The sequence below is a fragment of the Streptomyces sp. NPDC014864 genome (assembly GCF_043081525.1).
GTDB lineage: Bacteria > Actinomycetota > Actinomycetes > Streptomycetales > Streptomycetaceae > Streptomyces.
The window spans coordinates 226,352-240,965 of record NZ_JBIBWT010000004.1 but is presented as its reverse complement, the minus strand read 5'-3'; the positions used below and the strand labels follow the sequence as shown (position 1 = coordinate 240,965).

The following is a 14,614-nucleotide window of genomic DNA, read 5'->3' as shown; positions in this document are numbered from 1 at the left end:
GGAGGAGGTGGGCCGGGCCGGTGTCTACGTTTCCGTAACAGCGGCCCCCGGCTCCGGCACCGGCTCCCCGGCCCCGACTCCCCGGCTTCGGCCCGGCCCCCGGCCCGGACGGCCCGCCCGGAGCGGCCCGTTCGACAACCTGTCGTGGAAACCCCCGCACCGCAGACAGGACGCCGATACCGCGTCCGCATCCCGGACATTTACGCTCCCCGCATGACCCCTCAGCCGAATCCCGAAACCGGGGCCGCCGTCAAGGCCGCCGACCGCGCGCACGTGTTCCACTCCTGGTCCGCGCAGGAGCTCATCGACCCGCTGGCCGTGGCCGGCGCCGAAGGGTCGTACTTCTGGGACTACGACGGCAGGCGCTACCTCGACTTCACCAGCGGGCTCGTCTTCACCAACATCGGCTACCAGCACCCCAAGGTGGTCGCCGCGATCCAGGAACAGGCCGCGACCCTGTCCACCTTCGCGCCGGCCTTCGCCGTCGAGGCCCGGTCGGAGGCGGCGCGGCTGATCGCCGAGCGGACCCCCGGCGACCTGGACAAGATCTTCTTCACCAACGGCGGGGCGGACGCCGTCGAGCACGCGGTGCGGATGGCCCGGCTGCACACCGGGCGGCCGAAGGTGCTGTCGGCGTACCGCTCGTACCACGGCGGCACCCAGCAGGCCGTGAACATCACCGGCGACCCGCGGCGCTGGCCCTCCGACAGCGGCTCGGCCGGCGTGGTCCGCTTCTGGGCGCCCTTCCTCTACCGGTCCCGCTTCTACGCCGAGACCGAGGAGCAGGAGTGCGCGCGGGCCCTGGAGCACCTGGAGACGACGATCGCCTTCGAGGGGCCGTCGACCATCGCCGCGATCATCCTGGAGACCATCCCGGGCACGGCCGGGATCATGGTGCCGCCGGCCGGCTACCTCGCCGGGGTGCGCGAACTGTGCGACAAGTACGGGATCGTCTTCGTCCTGGACGAGGTCATGGCCGGGTTCGGGCGGACCGGTGAGTGGTTCGCGGCGGACCTGTTCGGCGTCGTGCCGGACCTGATGACCTTCGCCAAGGGCGTGAACTCCGGCTATGTGCCGCTGGGCGGTGTGGCGATCTCCGGGAGGATCGCGGAGACGTTCGGGAAGCGGCCGTACCCCGGCGGTCTGACCTACTCCGGGCACCCGCTGGCGTGCGCGGCGGCCGTCGCGACGATCAACGTGATGGCCGAGGAGGGCGTCGTCGAGAACGCCGCCCGGCTGGGCGCGGAGGTTCTGGAGCCGGGTCTGCGGGAGCTGGCCGAGCGGCACCCGAGTGTCGGCGAGGTGCGCGGTGTGGGCATGTTCTGGGCCCTGGAGCTGGTGCGGAACCGGGAGACCCGGGAGCCGCTGGTGCCGTACAACGCGGCGGGCGAGGCGAACGCGGCGATGGCCGCCTTCGGCGCCGCCGCGAAGGCCGGCGGCCTGTGGCCCTTCGTCAACATGAACCGGACGCACGTCGTCCCGCCGTGCAACGTGAGCGAGGCCGAACTGAAGGAGGGTCTGGCCGTCCTCGACGCCGCACTGTCCGTGGCCGACGAGCACACGGAGTAGCGCTCGGGACGCCGTATCGGCGCGCGGCGGACGCAACCCGAACGCGTAAGGTGGCGTGCTCGTAGACATGGACGTACGAGTACGCCACCCGCACGCACCAGGAGACGCCCCGACCATGCCCGGCATCAGCGGCAACGGCGCAGTGACGCGCAGTACCCTGCGGCAGCAGATCGCCGACGCGCTCCGGGACGAGGTGCTGGCCGGGCGGCTCCAGCCGGGGCAGGCGTTCACGGTCAAGGAGATCGCCGAGCAGTACGGGGTGTCCGCGACACCCGTGCGGGAGGCGCTCGTCGATCTGTCGGCGCAGGGGCTGCTCGAGGCGGACCAGCACCGCGGCTTCCGGGTGCGCGAGTACTCCCTGGGCGACTTCCGCGGGATGATCGAGGCGCGCACCCTCGTCATAGACGGCATGTTCCGGGCCCTGGACGCGGGCCACGAGGCGTTCCGCGACCCCGGCAACCCGCGGACCTCGGCCGCGCTCGCCGTGGTCCGCCGGCGCGGCGAGGAGGCGCAGCGCGCCGCCGGGTCCGGCGACCTCACCGTCCTGATCGGCTACGACCTGCGCTTCTGGCGCGAGCTGAGCGCCCTGTTCGGCAACCCCTACCTCGGCGACTTCCTGCACCGGCTGCGCGTGCAGTCCTGGGTGTGCGTGGTACAGCACCTGCGCCGTCTGCCCGACCTGCGCGGGGTGCTGTGGGCCGGGCACACCGCTCTCGTCGGCGCCCTGGCGGCGCGGGACACCGCGGCCGCCCGCGCGGTCGTCGCCGAGTACAACGCCCACTCCCTCGCCCTGATCGAGCGGCTGGCCGCCGCATGACCGAAACCGTCACCCGGGTCGTCGACCTGTCCGTGGTCATCCCCGCCTACAACGAGGAACAGCGGCTCGGCCCCACCCTCGACGCCGTCGTCGCGTATCTGACCGACAACGAGAGCCGCTTCGGCGCGTGGGAGGTCGTCGTCGCCGACGACGGCTCCACCGACGGCACCCGGGACCTCGTGACGACGCGTCAGGACTCCCGGGTCCAGCTCGTGACCGCCGTCCGCAACCGCGGCAAGGGCCACGCCCTGCGCCTCGGCGTCGCCGCCACCAGCGGCCGGCGCGTGCTGGTCACCGACGCCGACCTGGCCGCCCCGATCGAGGAGCTGGAGCAGCTCGACAAGGCGCTCGGCGAGGGCAACGCGGCGGCGATCGGCTCCCGTTCGGTGCCCGGCGCGACGATCGAGCGGCACCAGCACCGGGTGCGCGAGCTGCTGGGCCGGGCCGGGAACCTCCTCATACGCGGGGTCGCGGTGCCGGGCATACGGGACACCCAGTGCGGCTTCAAGCTGTTCGAGGGCGACCGGGCCCGCGAGGCCTTCGCGACCTCCCGGCTCAACGGCTGGGGCATCGACGTGGAGGTGCTCCAGCACTTCCACCGCTCCGACTGGCCGGTCGCCGAGGTGCCGGTGCGCTGGTCCCACCGGTCCGGCTCGAAGGTCGGGGCGCTCGACTACGGCCGGGTCCTCGCCGAACTCGCCCGGCTCAAGGCCCGTTCCCTGCGCCCCCCCGACCTGTTCGCCTGCGCCCTGTTCCTGCTGATGGCGGTGACGCTCTACTCGGGCCGCCTCTTCGACCCGGCCCACCGCTACCTCCCCGACTCCCTCCAGGACCAGAACCAGTGGGAGTGGTTCTTCGCGGCCACCGCCGACAGCGTCGCCCACCTGCGCAACCCGCTCTTCACCGATCTCCAGGGCTTCCCGGACGGCGTCAACCTCATGGCCAACACGGTCATGTTGGGCCTGTCCGTGCCCTTCACCCCCCTCACGCTGGCCTTCGGCCCGGCGGTCGCCCTCAGCGTCTGCATGACCCTGGGCCTGGCCGCCACCGCCGCCGCCTGGTACCGGCTGATCGTCAAGCGGGTGGCACGGCAGCGGGGTGCGGCCTTCCTCGGTGCCGCGCTGGCCGCCTTCGCGCCGCCGATGGTCAGCCACGCCAACGCGCACCCGAACTTCGTGGTTCTGTTCATGATCCCGCTGCTCGTCGACCGGGCGCTGCGCCTGTGCGCGGGCGCCCGGGTCCGGCGGGACGGGATCGTGCTCGGACTGATGGCGGCGTACCAGATCTTCCTCGGCGAGGAGCCGCTGCTGCTCGCCGCGATCGGCATGACGCTGTTCGCCGCCGCGTACGGGCTCGTCCGCCGGGACGTGGCGCGGCGGGCCTGGCGGCCGCTGGCGAAGGGTCTGCTGATCGGCGTCGCGGTCTGTCTGCCGATCGTGGCCTACCCGCTGTACTGGCAGTTCACCGGCCCGCAGAGCTACCGGAGCGTCCTGCACGGCGACAACGCGGGCAACAGCCCCCTCGCGCTGCTCGCCTTCTCCGAGCGGTCCCTGCTCTTCGGCGACGCGGCGCGGGCCAACTCCCTCTCCCTCAACCCCACCGAGCAGAACGCGTTCTACGGATGGCCGCTGGCCCTCCTCGCCCTCGGCATCGTCGTACGGCTGTGGGAGCGCCCCCTGGTCAAGGCGCTGGCCGTCACGACGGCCGGCGCGGCGCTGCTGTCCCTGGGCCCGAAATTCCGTGTCCCGCTGACCGACACGGTCTACCCCGGCCCCTGGGCGCTGCTCGCCCACAAGCCGCTGTTCGAGTCGGTGATCGAGGGCCGGCTGGCGATGATCTGCGCCCCGGCGCTCGGCATGCTGCTCGCGGTCGCCGTCGAGCGGCTGACGGCGACCCGCCGGATCGGCACGCTCTACGGCGGCCTGCTCGCGGTGTGCCTGGCCCTGCTCCCGATCGTCCCGGCGCCGTTGAAGGCCGAGGACCGGGCGCCGGTGCCGGAGTTCTTCACGGACGGCCGGTGGAAGCAGTACGTGCGCGAGGGCGAGTCCCTCGTCCCGGTGCCGCTGCCCGACCCGGGCGGCGCGGAGGCGCTGCACTGGCAGACCGCCGCCCACCTCGGCTTCCGCATGCCCGGCGGCTACTACAACGGCCCCTACGGCCCGGACCGCACCGGCATCTACGGCGCCGCCCCGCGCTACACCTCCGACCTGCTGCGGGACGTGCGCTACAGCGGCGTCGTCCCGGTCATCGGCAGGAACTGGCGGGCGCAGGCCCGGCGGGACTTCGCCTTCTGGCACGCGGGGGCGCTGGTGCTCGCCCCGCAGCCCAACGACGGCCCCCTGCGCCAGGCGGTGACGCGGCTCGTGGGCCGTCCGGGACGGTGGACCGGCGGGGTGTGGGTATGGGACCTGCACGAGGAACACTGAGCCACGCCGCACCGACTACTCTTCCATGACCACCGTGCACCATCGTGCGACCGAGGAGCCCTCTTTGGCCTGTGACCTGTGGCTGGTACCGCTCGTCGACGTGTTGTGCCACACCCCCGACAACCCGTTCGCCGAGGAACTCGCGCAGTACAACAAGGTGCTCGCCGAGAGCGGGCTCCCGCCGGTGCCGGTGTACCAGTACATGCCGGGCCTGTCCGGGGACGTCGCGCCGGTGGCGGGCTTCGACTACGACGCGCTGCACTTCCTGCGCCGCGCCTATCTGCTGCAGGTCTGCGGTCTGGCGCTGACGCCGGTCGACGAACTCGGCGGCGACTACGAGCAGTTGCTGGAGATGTTCGAGACGACGGCGCAGCAGTCCCACCTGGTCTGGCACTACGACCACGCGGGCGCCTACGTCCCGCTCGACTTCCCGCAGCCGCTGTCCAGCGACGAACTGCTCGCCGGCGGGGGCCCGCTGGGCTCCTCGCAGGCGCTGCTGCGGGAGCTGGAGTACGTCGCCCCGGCCATCGGGATCGACCCGGCCAACCCTCCGGCGGCCCCCGAACCCCCGGCCGCGCCGACCGAGCTGGAGCAGCCGGCCGCCCCCGCGCCGTACGATCCCAGCCCCTTCGCCCGGGAGCGGCACGTCTGGCTGGGGCTGCACCAGGCGGCGACCCGCAGCCTGGCCCAGGGCTCGATGATCGTCTTCAGCTGAGACGTACTGAGACGGCTGTACTGAGACGGCGGAGACGGCCGTACCGGGACGTCAGCAAGAACGGCCGGACCGGGACCGCACGGCCACGCCCCCGGTTCGGCCGGAGCCTCGCCGGGGGCGTGTCCACACCCTGTGGAGGGGGCGGGGCGGAGCGGACTAGAGGAACGAGTTGATCTCGATCGTCTCGTCGCGGCCCGGGCCCACACCGATCGCGGAGATCGGGGCGCCGGACATCTCCTCCAGGGCCTTGACGTAGGCCTGGGCGTTCTTCGGCAGGTCGCCGAAGGTCTTGGCCTTCGAGATGTCCTCCTGCCAGCCGGGGAGGTACTCGTAGACGGGCTTCGCGTGGTGGAAGTCGGTCTGGGAGTACGGCAGCTCCTCGACGCGCCGACCGTCGATCTCGTAGGCGACGCAGACCGGGATCTGCTCCCACCCGGTGAGGACGTCGAGCTTGGTGAGGAAGAAGTCGGTCAGGCCGTTGACCCGGGTCGCGTAGCGGGCGATCACCGCGTCGAACCAGCCGCAGCGGCGGTCCCGGCCCGTCGTCACGCCCCGCTCGCCGCCGATCCGGCGCAGCGCCTCGCCGTCCTCGTCGAACAGCTCGGTCGGGAAGGGGCCCGAGCCGACGCGGGTCGTGTAGGCCTTCAGGATGCCGATGACCCGGCTGATCTTCGTCGGGCCGACACCGGCGCCCGTGCAGGCGCCGCCCGCGGTCGGGTTGGAGGAGGTCACGAAGGGGTACGTGCCGTGGTCGATGTCCAGGAGCGTGCCCTGGCCGCCCTCGAAGAGGACCACCTTGTCGTCTTCCAGCGCCTGGTTGAGGACCAGCACCGTGTCCGCGACGTACGGCTTGATCTGCTCCGCGTAGCCCAGCAGCTCCTCGACCACCTGGTCCACCGCGATCGCGCGCCGGTTGTAGAGCTTGGTGAGGATCTGGTTCTTGGCGTCGAGGGCCGCCTCGACCTTCTGCGTGAGGATCGACTCGTCGTAGAGGTCCTGCACGCGGATGCCGACGCGGTTGATCTTGTCCGCGTAGGTCGGGCCGATGCCGCGCCCCGTGGTGCCGATCTTGCGCTTGCCGAGGAAGCGCTCGGTCACCTTGTCGATGGTCACGTTGTACGGCGTGATGACGTGCGCGTTGCCGCTGATCAGCAGCTTGGACGTGTCCACGCCGCGCTCGTTCAGACCGCTCAGCTCGGAGAGCAGGACCGACGGGTCGACGACGACGCCGTTGCCGATGACGGGCGTACAACCGGGCGACAGAATGCCGGAGGGGAGAAGGTGCAGGGCGTACTTCTGATCGCCCACGACCACCGTGTGGCCGGCGTTGTTGCCGCCCTGGTAGCGCACCACATAATCCACCGATCCACCGAGCAAGTCGGTGGCCTTCCCCTTGCCTTCGTCACCCCACTGAGCACCGAGCAGCACAAGTGCGGGCACGCGCGTACACCCCTTCCGGGCGGGGCATGTCCAAGGTCAGGGGCGAACGCGTAGGGTTCACCGCCGCGTGCACCGCGACCGCCATTGGTCGCACAACCGTCGGACCGGATGCCCCGGAATAGACGAAGCCCCTGGCGCAATAGCGCAAGGGGCTCTTGCACAAAGATGCTACCCGAGGAAGCGAGGCAGGACCGAGGTGGCGACTTCCGACCCGTTGCTGGTGGTCATCGACCCGGTCGCCCGAAGGACCGACGGTGAGTCCGTACGCATCGCGAAGGACGTGCTCAGCGCGGGTGCGGCCGCCAAGGTGTGCCTGCCGGAGGGGCCCGAGGAATTCGCCCGCGCGCTGGCGCGGCGCGGCTCGCGCCGGCCCGTGGTGGTGGGGGACGACCGGGCGCTGCTGCGGGCGGTGGCCCTGCTCCACCGGCAGCGGGAGCTGGGGGCGTGCGCGCTGTCGGTGGTGCCGGTCGGGGGCCTGCTGTCCCTGACCCGCTCGCTGGGCGTGCCGGCCGGGGCGGTCGCGGCGGCGCGGGCGGTGCTCGACGGGGCCGAACGAAGGCTCGACCTGCTCGTCGACGACAGCGACGGGGTGGTGCTGGCCGCGCTGCGCATCCCGCCGCTCGCCCTGCGGGAGGGGCCCGCGGGGGCGACCGCGGCAGGCTCCGCCGAGCCGGCCCACCCCTGGCTGCGGACCTGCCAGTCCCTGGTGCGGACGCTGGTGACCCGCCCGCCCCGGACGACGACGCTCACCGGGCCCAGCCCCTCCCGGCTGCGGGTGGAGGTCGACGGGCGCACGGTCATGGACCTGGACCACCCCGTGGAGGCGGTGTCGGTCTCCCCGGGCGCCTCGGGGCTGGCGGAGGTGGAGATCCGGCCGCTGTCGGTGGGGGCGGAGGCCTCGCCGGTGCGGGCGGAGGGCCGGACGGTCACGGTGTCGGGCGCGGACTTCCGCTACCGGGCGGACACGGTGCTGTCGGGCCCGGTGCGGACCCGGACGTGGACGGTACGGGAGGAGGCCTGGCGGCTGACGCTGCCCGTGCCGGGGTGATCCGGGGTGAGCTGGAGTGAGCCGGGGTGGCCCGGGGGGAGCCCGGGTGAGCCGGGCAGCCCGTCCGTCCGCGCCACGATCGGCCGGACGGGCGCCGCGGACAGGCCCTAGTCCTGGCCGAAGAGCCGCTCCCGGTGGGCTCGCCAGCGCTCCATCATGGCCTCGACCTCGTGCTCGACGAACTCGAAGAAGGCCAGCGTCTCGGCCAGCCGACGGCCCGCCGGGGTGTCGGCGCCGAGACTGGTCACCCCCTCGCGCAGGGCGTCCTCCCACCGCTTGATGATGGCCTCGCGGTTGGTCAGCGCCTCGTACCACTGGTCGCCGTGGACCCGGTACCGCTCCCGGCGCGAGCCGGGCGCCCGCTCGCGCGACACCATGTGCACCTGGGCCAGATAGCGCACCGCCCCCGAGACGGCCGCGGGGCTGACCTTCAGCTGCTCCCCCAGCTCGGCGGAGGTCAGGGCGCCGGTGTCGGAGGCGAGCAGCGCCGCGAAGACCCGTCCGGGCATCCGGGGCAGGCCGGCCTCGACGAGCTGTGCCGCGAAGTGCTCCACGAACCGCGACACGGACTCGGGGTCCCGCCCCACCGCCTTCGGCTCCGTCATGTCCGGATCATCTCCCCTGTTCAGACGCCTCCCACAGTCTACCGGAAGGTTTCCATCCTTCTTTAACTTCACAAATTTCTGAAAGAGACGTACGTTCTGGAGCATGACGAAGGCCATCACCGTCTCCGGACTGCACAAGTCCTTCGGCCGGACGCACGCGCTGGACGGGCTCGACCTGGAGGTCGAGCCCGGTGAGGTGCACGGCTTCCTCGGCCCCAACGGCTCCGGCAAGTCCACCACCATCCGGGTCCTGCTCGGCCTGCTGCGCGCCGACGCGGGCGCCGCGCAGGTGCTGGGCCACGACCCGTGGAAGGACGCCGTGGAGGTGCACCGCCGGATCGCCTACGTGCCCGGCGACGTGACCCTGTGGCGCAACCTCTCCGGCGGCGAGGTCATCGACCTGTACGGGCGGCTGCGCGGAGGGCTCGACCGGGGGCGCCGGGCGGAGCTGATCGAGCGGTTCGAACTGGATCCGACGAAGAAGGGGCGGACGTACTCCAAGGGCAACCGGCAGAAGGTCGCCCTGATCGCCGCCTTCGCCTCGGACGTCGACCTGCTGATCCTGGACGAGCCGACGACGGGCCTCGACCCGCTGATGGAGGAGGTCTTCCAGCGGTGCGTCGAGGAGGAACGCGGGCGCGGGCGGACCATCCTGCTCTCCTCCCACATCCTCAGCGAGGTCGAGGAGCTGTGCGACCGGGTGAGCATCATCCGCAAGGGGCGCACCGTGGAGAGCGGCTCGCTGGCCGACCTGCGCCATCTCACCCGCACCAGCGTGACGGCCGAGCTCGCGGGCCCTCCGAACGGGCTGTCCCGGCTCCCCGGCGTCCACGACCTCGACGTCCAGGGCAGCCGGGTGCGGCTCCAGGTCGACACCGACCGGCTGGACGGCGTACTCCGGCAGCTCGCCGAGTCGGGCGTGCGGTCCCTGACCTCCAAGCCGCCCACCCTGGAGGAGCTGTTCCTGCGCCACTACCAGGACGACCTCGGCGAGGTGTCCCGATGACCGCGACGGCGACACCGCGTCCGACGGTGCGCCCCCGCGGCTCCCGCCAACTCGCGGGCACGGGAGTGCTGTTGCGCTTCGCCCTGCGCCGCGACCGGGTGCTGATCCCGGTCTGGGTCGCGGTGAACGCGGTCATGATCCTCTCCATGCCGGACACGCTGCGCAGCCTGTACGGCACCAGCGCCCAACGCGAGGGCCTGCTGCGGCAGATGGAGGCCAACGCCTCCTTCCGCGCCCTGATCGGCCCGGTCTTCGACACCTCGATCGGCGCCCTGACCGCCTGGCGCGTCGGCGTCTACGCCGCCGCGCTCGGTGCCGTGACGAGCCTGCTGATCGTCGTCCGGCACACCCGCGAGGAGGAGGAGAGCGGCCGGCAGGAGCTGGTGGCGTCGGGGGCGGTGGGCCGCCGCGCCTCTCTCACGGCGGCGCTGCTCGCCGCGGCCGTCGCGAACGCCGTCCTGGCCCTGCTGGTCACGGCGGGCCTGGCCGGGCAGGGCGGCGCGGGGGCGCTGTCCTTCGGGCTCGGCCTGGCCGGGGTCGGCATGGTCTTCGCCACCACGGCGGCGGTCGCCGCCCAGCTGACCGAGAGCGCGCGCCTCGCCCGCGGGCTGACGGCGGCGGTGCTGGGTGCCGCGTTCGTGCTGCGCGCGGCGGGCGACTCCGCGACCGCCGACGGATCGTCCGTGCTGACCTGGCTGTCGCCCCTGGGCTGGCTGGAGAACCAGCGGTCCTTCGCCGGTGAGCGGTGGTGGGTGCTGGTGCTGTTCGCGGCGGCGGTGCTGGTCCAGGGCGCGCTGGCGTACGAGCTCGCCGGGCGCCGGGACGTCGGCATGAGCTTCCTTCCCACCCTCCCCGGGCCCGCCTCCGGCCGCCTGGGCACGGCCGGCGCGCTGGCCCGGCGGCTCCAGCGCGGCAGCGTGATCGGCTGGTCGCTGGGCTTCCTCCTCGCCGGGGTGGTGTACGGCGGAATGACGGACGGCGCGGCCGACCTGGTCCGCGACAACGACCGGGCGCGGGAGATCTTCGCGCGGATGGGCGGGCAGAGCGCCCTCACGGACATGTTCCTCGCCGCGATGGTCGGGATGCTCGGCCTGATCGCCGCCCTCTACGTCGTGGGGTCCGTACTGCGCCTGCACGGCGAGGAGACCTCGGGCCGCGCGGAACCGGTGCTGGCGGGCCCGGTGGGGCGGCTGCGCTGGGCCGCCGGCCATCTGGTGATCGCCTTCGGCGGGACCGTCCTGATCATGCTCCTGGCGGGCCTGGGCCTCGCCATCGGCTACGGCAAGGAGGCCGGACCGATCCTGGGCGCCTGCCTGGCGCAGCTCCCGGCGGTGTGGGTGATCGGCGGGCTGACGCTGCTGCTGTACGGCCTCGCCCCGCGCGTGGCGACGGCGGCGTGGGGCGTCGCGGTGGCCGTCCTCCTGATCGGCTGGGTCGGCCCGGCCCTGAATGCCCCCCGACTGGTCCTGGACCTCTCCCCCTTCGCCCACCTGCCGAAGCTGCCGGGCGGGCCGATGCGGTGGAGCCCGGTGCTCCTCCTCACGGCCCTGGCCGCGCTGCTGACGAGCGCGGGCCTGGCCGGTCTGCGCAGGCGGGACATGACCACCTGACGGGATCACCCCACCTCGACGGTCAAGCCCTCCAGGCCGCGGATCACGAAGTTCGGCTTTCGTTTCGGTTCCGCGGCCGGGGTGAGGGTGGGGGCCTTCTCCAGGAGGGCCGTCATCGAGGCGGCCAGCTCCATGCGGGCCAGCGGGGCACCGATGCAGTAGTGGATGCCGGCGCTGAAGGAGATGTGCGGGTTGTCCCGGCGGGTGAGGTCGAGCCGGGCGGGGTCGCCGAACACCGCCGGGTCGTGGTTGGCGGAGCCGAAGAGCATGGCGACCTCCGCGCCCCTCGGGATCGTCGTGCCGTCGATCTCGATCTCGTCCAGGACCCAGCGCTCGAAGAGCTGGAGCGGGGTGTCGTAGCGCATCAGCTCCTCGACGGCGGACGGGACCAGGGAGTGGTCCGCGCGCAGGGCCGCGAGCTGGCCCGGATTGCGGAACAGGGCCCACCAGCCGTTGACCGTGGCGTTCACCGTGGCTTCGTGCCCGGCGTTGAGGAGGAGGACCGCCGTGGAGATCATCTCCTGCTCCGTCAGACGGTCGCCCTCGTCGTGCGCCGCGATCAGGCCGGAGATCAGGTCCTCGCCGGGCTCCGCGCGGCGGGCCGCGATCAGCTCGCGCAGGTAGCCGGAGAACTCCACCGACGCCCGCACCGCCCGCTCGGCCGTCTCCTCGGACGGGTTGAGCTCGTACATCCCGCAGATGTCCGCCGACCAGGGGCGCAGCAACCCCCGGTCCGGCTCGGGGATGCCGAGCATCTCGGCGATCACCGCGACCGGCAGCGGCTCCGCGACGTCGGTCAGCAGGTCGCCGCCGCCCGCCTCCACCAGGGCGGAGACCAGGTCGTCCGCCAGGCCGTGGACGTACGGCCCAAGCCGCTCCACCGTGCGCGGGGTGAACGCCTTGGACACCAGGCGCCGGATGCGGGTGTGGTCCGGCGGTTCGAGGTCGAGCATCCCGTGGTCGTTGAGGACGTGGAACGGCTCGTGCTCCGCCGGGGGCGCGGTGCGGCCGAAGTCCTCGTGCGTGAACCGGTGCTGGTACGTCCGGCCCAGCCTGCGGTCCCGCAACAGCGCCGAGACGTCCGCGTGGTGCGGGACCAGCCACTGGTCGGTCGGCGCGTAGTGGAGCACCCGGCCCCGGGCCCGCAGCTCGGCGTACGCCGGGTACGGGTCGGCGAGGAACGCCGGGTCCCAGGGGTCGAAGGCGAGGCCGGAAGGGGGGCCGGAGGCGGGTTCGAAAGCTGCTGCCATTGACGGACGCTAGCCCGGCCGCCGCGGGTCTGACCAGGGTTTGCCCCGGTCCGGGCGGTCCCCGGTGCGCCGGGCTCAGCCCGGTGTGACCAGCCTCGCCTCGTAGGCGAACACCGCCGCCTGGGTGCGGTCGCGCAGCCCCAGTTTCACCAGGATCCGGCTCACATGGGTCTTGATGGTCGACTCGGCGACCACCAGCCGTTCGGCGATCTCCGCGTTCGACAGGCCCTGCGCGATGAGCACCAGCACCTCCGTCTCCCGCTCGGTGAGCTCGCCGTACGCCCCCGGGCCGGCCGGGGTCGGGCGCGGGACGTCGGCCAGCTTCGAGAACTCCGTGATCAGCCGCCGGGTGACCGAGGGCGCGAGCAGGGCCTCACCGGCCGCCACCACCCGTACGCCGTCCGCGAGTTGCCTCGCCGAGGCGTCCTTGAGCAGGAAGCCGGAGGCGCCCGCCCGCAGCGCCTGGTACACGTACTCGTCCAGGTCGAAGGTGGTCAGTACCAGCACCTTCGCCGTACCGTCCGCGGCGACGATCTCCCGGGTCGCCTCGATGCCGTTCAGCTCCGGCATACGGATGTCCATCAGCACGACGTCCGGGGCGAGTTCGCGGACCCGGTCCACGGCCTCGCGCCCGTTGACGGCCTCGCCGACGACCTCGATGTCCGGCATCGCGTTCAGCAGGACCGAGAAGCCCTCGCGCACCATCATCTGGTCGTCCGCGATCAGCACGCGGATCGTCATGCCGCATCCTCGCCCGCGGAGGGCACCGGCAGGAACACCGCCACCTCGTATCCGCCGTCCGGGGCCGGCCCCGCCGTCATCTCGCCGTTCAGCATGGCCACCCGCTCCCTCATGCCGGTGATGCCGTGTCCGGCGCCGGGCGAAGGCCGCAACGGCGCCGGCCCGGGCGGGGGCCCGTTGACGACGCGCAGGCCGAGCCCGCCGAGGACGTAGCCGATCTCCACGCGGGCGCTCGCGCCGGGCGCGTGCCGCAGGGTGTTGCTCAGCGCCTCCTGCACGATCCGGTACGCCGACAGCTCGACGCCCTGTGGGAGTTCCCGGACCGCGCCGGTCACCGCCCGCTCCACGTCCAGGCCCGCCTCCCGCACGTTCGCCAGCAGGGTGCCGAGGTCGGCGAGCGTGGGTTGCGGGGCGTCCGGCGCCGCGTAGTCCTCCGCGCGGACGACGCCGAGCACCCGGCGCAGTTCGGTCAGCGCGGCCACCGCGTTCTCCCGGATGGTGGCGAAGGCCTTCTCCAGCTCCGGCGGCGGGTTCTCCACCCGGTAGGGGGCGGCCTCGGCCTGGATGGCGACCACGGACATGTGGTGCGCCACCACGTCGTGCAGCTCCCGCGCGATGGTGGTGCGCTCCTCCAGGAGGGCGCGGCGGGAGCGCTCGTGCGCGGTCACCGACTGCTGGGCGGTCACCTCCTGCTCGGCGCTGCGGCGGACGTGCCAGACGGTGACGGCCAGCAGCGCGAACGCGGAGACGGCCAGCACGGGGGCCGAGTTGGTGCTGAAGCGGTAGCCGAACAGGCCCTCGGCGAGGAAGGAGTAGGCCGCGGTGAGCACCCACATCCACGCCGCCGTGCGCGGCCGGGTGCGGATCGCCACCACGGTGAGCACGGTCAGGTGCGAGACGATGCTGCCGGGCTGCCACGGCCAGTCGCCGAAACCGCCGGAGATCACCGAGCAGGCCGCGGCCGCCGTCAGCGACACCCAGAAGGCGCCGACCGGGCGGACCAGGGTCAGCAGCACCGGGACCAGCGCCAGCAGCCCGGTCACCAGGCCCACCGGGCCTTCGGCCTGGGCCGCCAGGGCGACGAGCATCGCCAGCGCTCCGGCCGCCGCCACCAGGGCGTGCGGCCGCCAGGCCGCGTACCTCCGGGTGCGGCCGGACAGCCGCCTGCCCAGCGGGCCGTCGGCGCTCGCGCGGGGCAGCGGGCGGTAGGCGAACGCGTCGTGGAACAGGTCCTGCCGCAGTCCGCGCAGTGCCTGCGCTGCCGCCCGGTACTCCGGGCTGCGCGGGATGTACGGGCGGAACGCGCCGTCCGGCGGCTGCGTCTGGGTCGTCTCGGTCACGGTGGAAACGGTAGGCGGGGGCGGGCCCGGGGTCGTCACCTGTGAGG

The 14,614-nt window shown here is 73.0% G+C and carries 12 protein-coding genes; 7 read left to right on the top strand and 5 right to left on the bottom strand.

What is annotated here, in order from left to right:
* The first annotated feature begins 213 nt into the window (after positions 1 to 213).
* From ACF1A5_RS09685 to ACF1A5_RS09670, 4 genes are all read left to right on the top strand, one after another.
* Positions 214 to 1,569: an aspartate aminotransferase family protein gene (locus ACF1A5_RS09685; protein ID WP_392192293.1), complete on the top strand. Its 1,356-nt coding sequence runs from the start codon at positions 214 to 216 to the stop codon at positions 1,567 to 1,569.
* A gap of 115 nt (positions 1,570 to 1,684) precedes the next feature.
* On the top strand, positions 1,685 to 2,386 hold the full coding sequence (locus tag ACF1A5_RS09680) for a GntR family transcriptional regulator (RefSeq protein ID WP_392192292.1): 702 nt from the start codon (positions 1,685 to 1,687) through the stop codon (positions 2,384 to 2,386).
* Entirely contained in the window at positions 2,383 to 4,812 is a 2,430-nt protein-coding gene (locus ACF1A5_RS09675) for a dolichyl-phosphate beta-glucosyltransferase (RefSeq protein ID WP_392192291.1), read from the top strand. Before ACF1A5_RS09680 ends, ACF1A5_RS09675 begins: the two co-directional genes overlap by 4 nt.
* A gap of 64 nt (positions 4,813 to 4,876) precedes the next feature.
* Complete coding sequence (locus ACF1A5_RS09670; RefSeq protein ID WP_392192437.1) at positions 4,877 to 5,527, top strand: hypothetical protein; 651 nt, start codon at positions 4,877 to 4,879, stop codon at positions 5,525 to 5,527.
* Positions 5,528 to 5,683: 156 nt separating this feature from the next.
* On the opposite strand, the gene ACF1A5_RS09665 is transcribed toward ACF1A5_RS09670, so the two are convergent.
* The gene (locus ACF1A5_RS09665; protein ID WP_392192290.1) at positions 5,684 to 6,967 is read right to left on the bottom strand and encodes an adenylosuccinate synthase; all 1,284 of its coding nucleotides are present in this window, start codon (positions 6,965 to 6,967) and stop codon (positions 5,684 to 5,686) included.
* A 196-nt stretch (positions 6,968 to 7,163) separates the two neighbouring features.
* Here ACF1A5_RS09665 and ACF1A5_RS09660 point away from each other — a divergent pair, with 196 nt between their 5' ends.
* On the top strand, positions 7,164 to 8,015 hold the full coding sequence (locus ACF1A5_RS09660; protein ID WP_392192289.1) for a diacylglycerol kinase: 852 nt from the start codon (positions 7,164 to 7,166) through the stop codon (positions 8,013 to 8,015).
* A gap of 107 nt (positions 8,016 to 8,122) precedes the next feature.
* Here ACF1A5_RS09660 and ACF1A5_RS09655 read toward each other — a convergent pair whose 3' ends face one another.
* Entirely contained in the window at positions 8,123 to 8,620 is a 498-nt protein-coding gene (locus ACF1A5_RS09655) for a GbsR/MarR family transcriptional regulator (RefSeq protein WP_392192288.1), read from the bottom strand.
* 103 nt (positions 8,621 to 8,723) lie between these two features.
* On the opposite strand from ACF1A5_RS09655, the gene ACF1A5_RS09650 reads away from it, so the two are divergent.
* Positions 8,724 to 9,626 carry an ATP-binding cassette domain-containing protein gene (locus ACF1A5_RS09650; RefSeq protein ID WP_392192287.1) on the top strand — a complete coding sequence of 301 codons (903 nt, stop codon included), beginning with the start codon at positions 8,724 to 8,726 and terminating at the stop codon, positions 9,624 to 9,626.
* Positions 9,623 to 11,236, top strand: coding sequence for an ABC transporter permease (locus ACF1A5_RS09645; RefSeq protein WP_392192286.1), 1,614 nt, complete (start codon positions 9,623 to 9,625; stop codon positions 11,234 to 11,236). The genes ACF1A5_RS09650 and ACF1A5_RS09645 overlap by 4 nt, the downstream gene beginning before the upstream one ends.
* 5 nt (positions 11,237 to 11,241) lie before the next feature.
* Here the strand turns inward: ACF1A5_RS09645 and ACF1A5_RS09640 are convergent, their stop codons facing one another.
* The 3 genes from ACF1A5_RS09640 to ACF1A5_RS09630 all read right to left on the bottom strand — a co-directional run bounded on the left by ACF1A5_RS09640 (position 11,242) and on the right by ACF1A5_RS09630 (position 14,567).
* A complete protein-coding gene (locus ACF1A5_RS09640) occupies positions 11,242 to 12,486 on the bottom strand; it encodes a cytochrome P450 (RefSeq protein WP_392192285.1) in 1,245 nt (414 codons plus the stop codon).
* A gap of 75 nt (positions 12,487 to 12,561) precedes the next feature.
* Entirely contained in the window at positions 12,562 to 13,227 is a 666-nt protein-coding gene (locus tag ACF1A5_RS09635) for a response regulator (RefSeq protein ID WP_392192284.1), read from the bottom strand.
* Positions 13,224 to 14,567, bottom strand: coding sequence for a sensor histidine kinase (locus ACF1A5_RS09630; RefSeq protein WP_392192283.1), 1,344 nt, complete (start codon positions 14,565 to 14,567; stop codon positions 13,224 to 13,226). The genes ACF1A5_RS09635 and ACF1A5_RS09630 overlap by 4 nt, the downstream gene beginning before the upstream one ends.
* Positions 14,568 to 14,614 lie beyond the last annotated feature (47 nt).

What these genes read in the sequence shown, in the direction of transcription:
- ACF1A5_RS09635 (WP_392192284.1), bottom strand. Translation starts at nt 13,227, where the DNA reads ATGACGATCCGCGTGCTGATCGCGGACGACCAGATGATGGTGCGCGAG.
- ACF1A5_RS09655 (WP_392192288.1), bottom strand. Translation starts at nt 8,620, where the DNA reads ATGACGGAGCCGAAGGCGGTGGGGCGGGACCCCGAGTCCGTGTCGCGG.
- ACF1A5_RS09650 (WP_392192287.1), top strand. Translation starts at nt 8,724, where the DNA reads ATGACGAAGGCCATCACCGTCTCCGGACTGCACAAGTCCTTCGGCCGG.
- ACF1A5_RS09640 (WP_392192285.1), bottom strand. Translation starts at nt 12,486, where the DNA reads ATGGCAGCAGCTTTCGAACCCGCCTCCGGCCCCCCTTCCGGCCTCGCC.
- ACF1A5_RS09685 (WP_392192293.1), top strand. Translation starts at nt 214, where the DNA reads ATGACCCCTCAGCCGAATCCCGAAACCGGGGCCGCCGTCAAGGCCGCC.
- ACF1A5_RS09675 (WP_392192291.1), top strand. Translation starts at nt 2,383, where the DNA reads ATGACCGAAACCGTCACCCGGGTCGTCGACCTGTCCGTGGTCATCCCC.
- ACF1A5_RS09680 (WP_392192292.1), top strand. Translation starts at nt 1,685, where the DNA reads ATGCCCGGCATCAGCGGCAACGGCGCAGTGACGCGCAGTACCCTGCGG.
- ACF1A5_RS09645 (WP_392192286.1), top strand. Translation starts at nt 9,623, where the DNA reads ATGACCGCGACGGCGACACCGCGTCCGACGGTGCGCCCCCGCGGCTCC.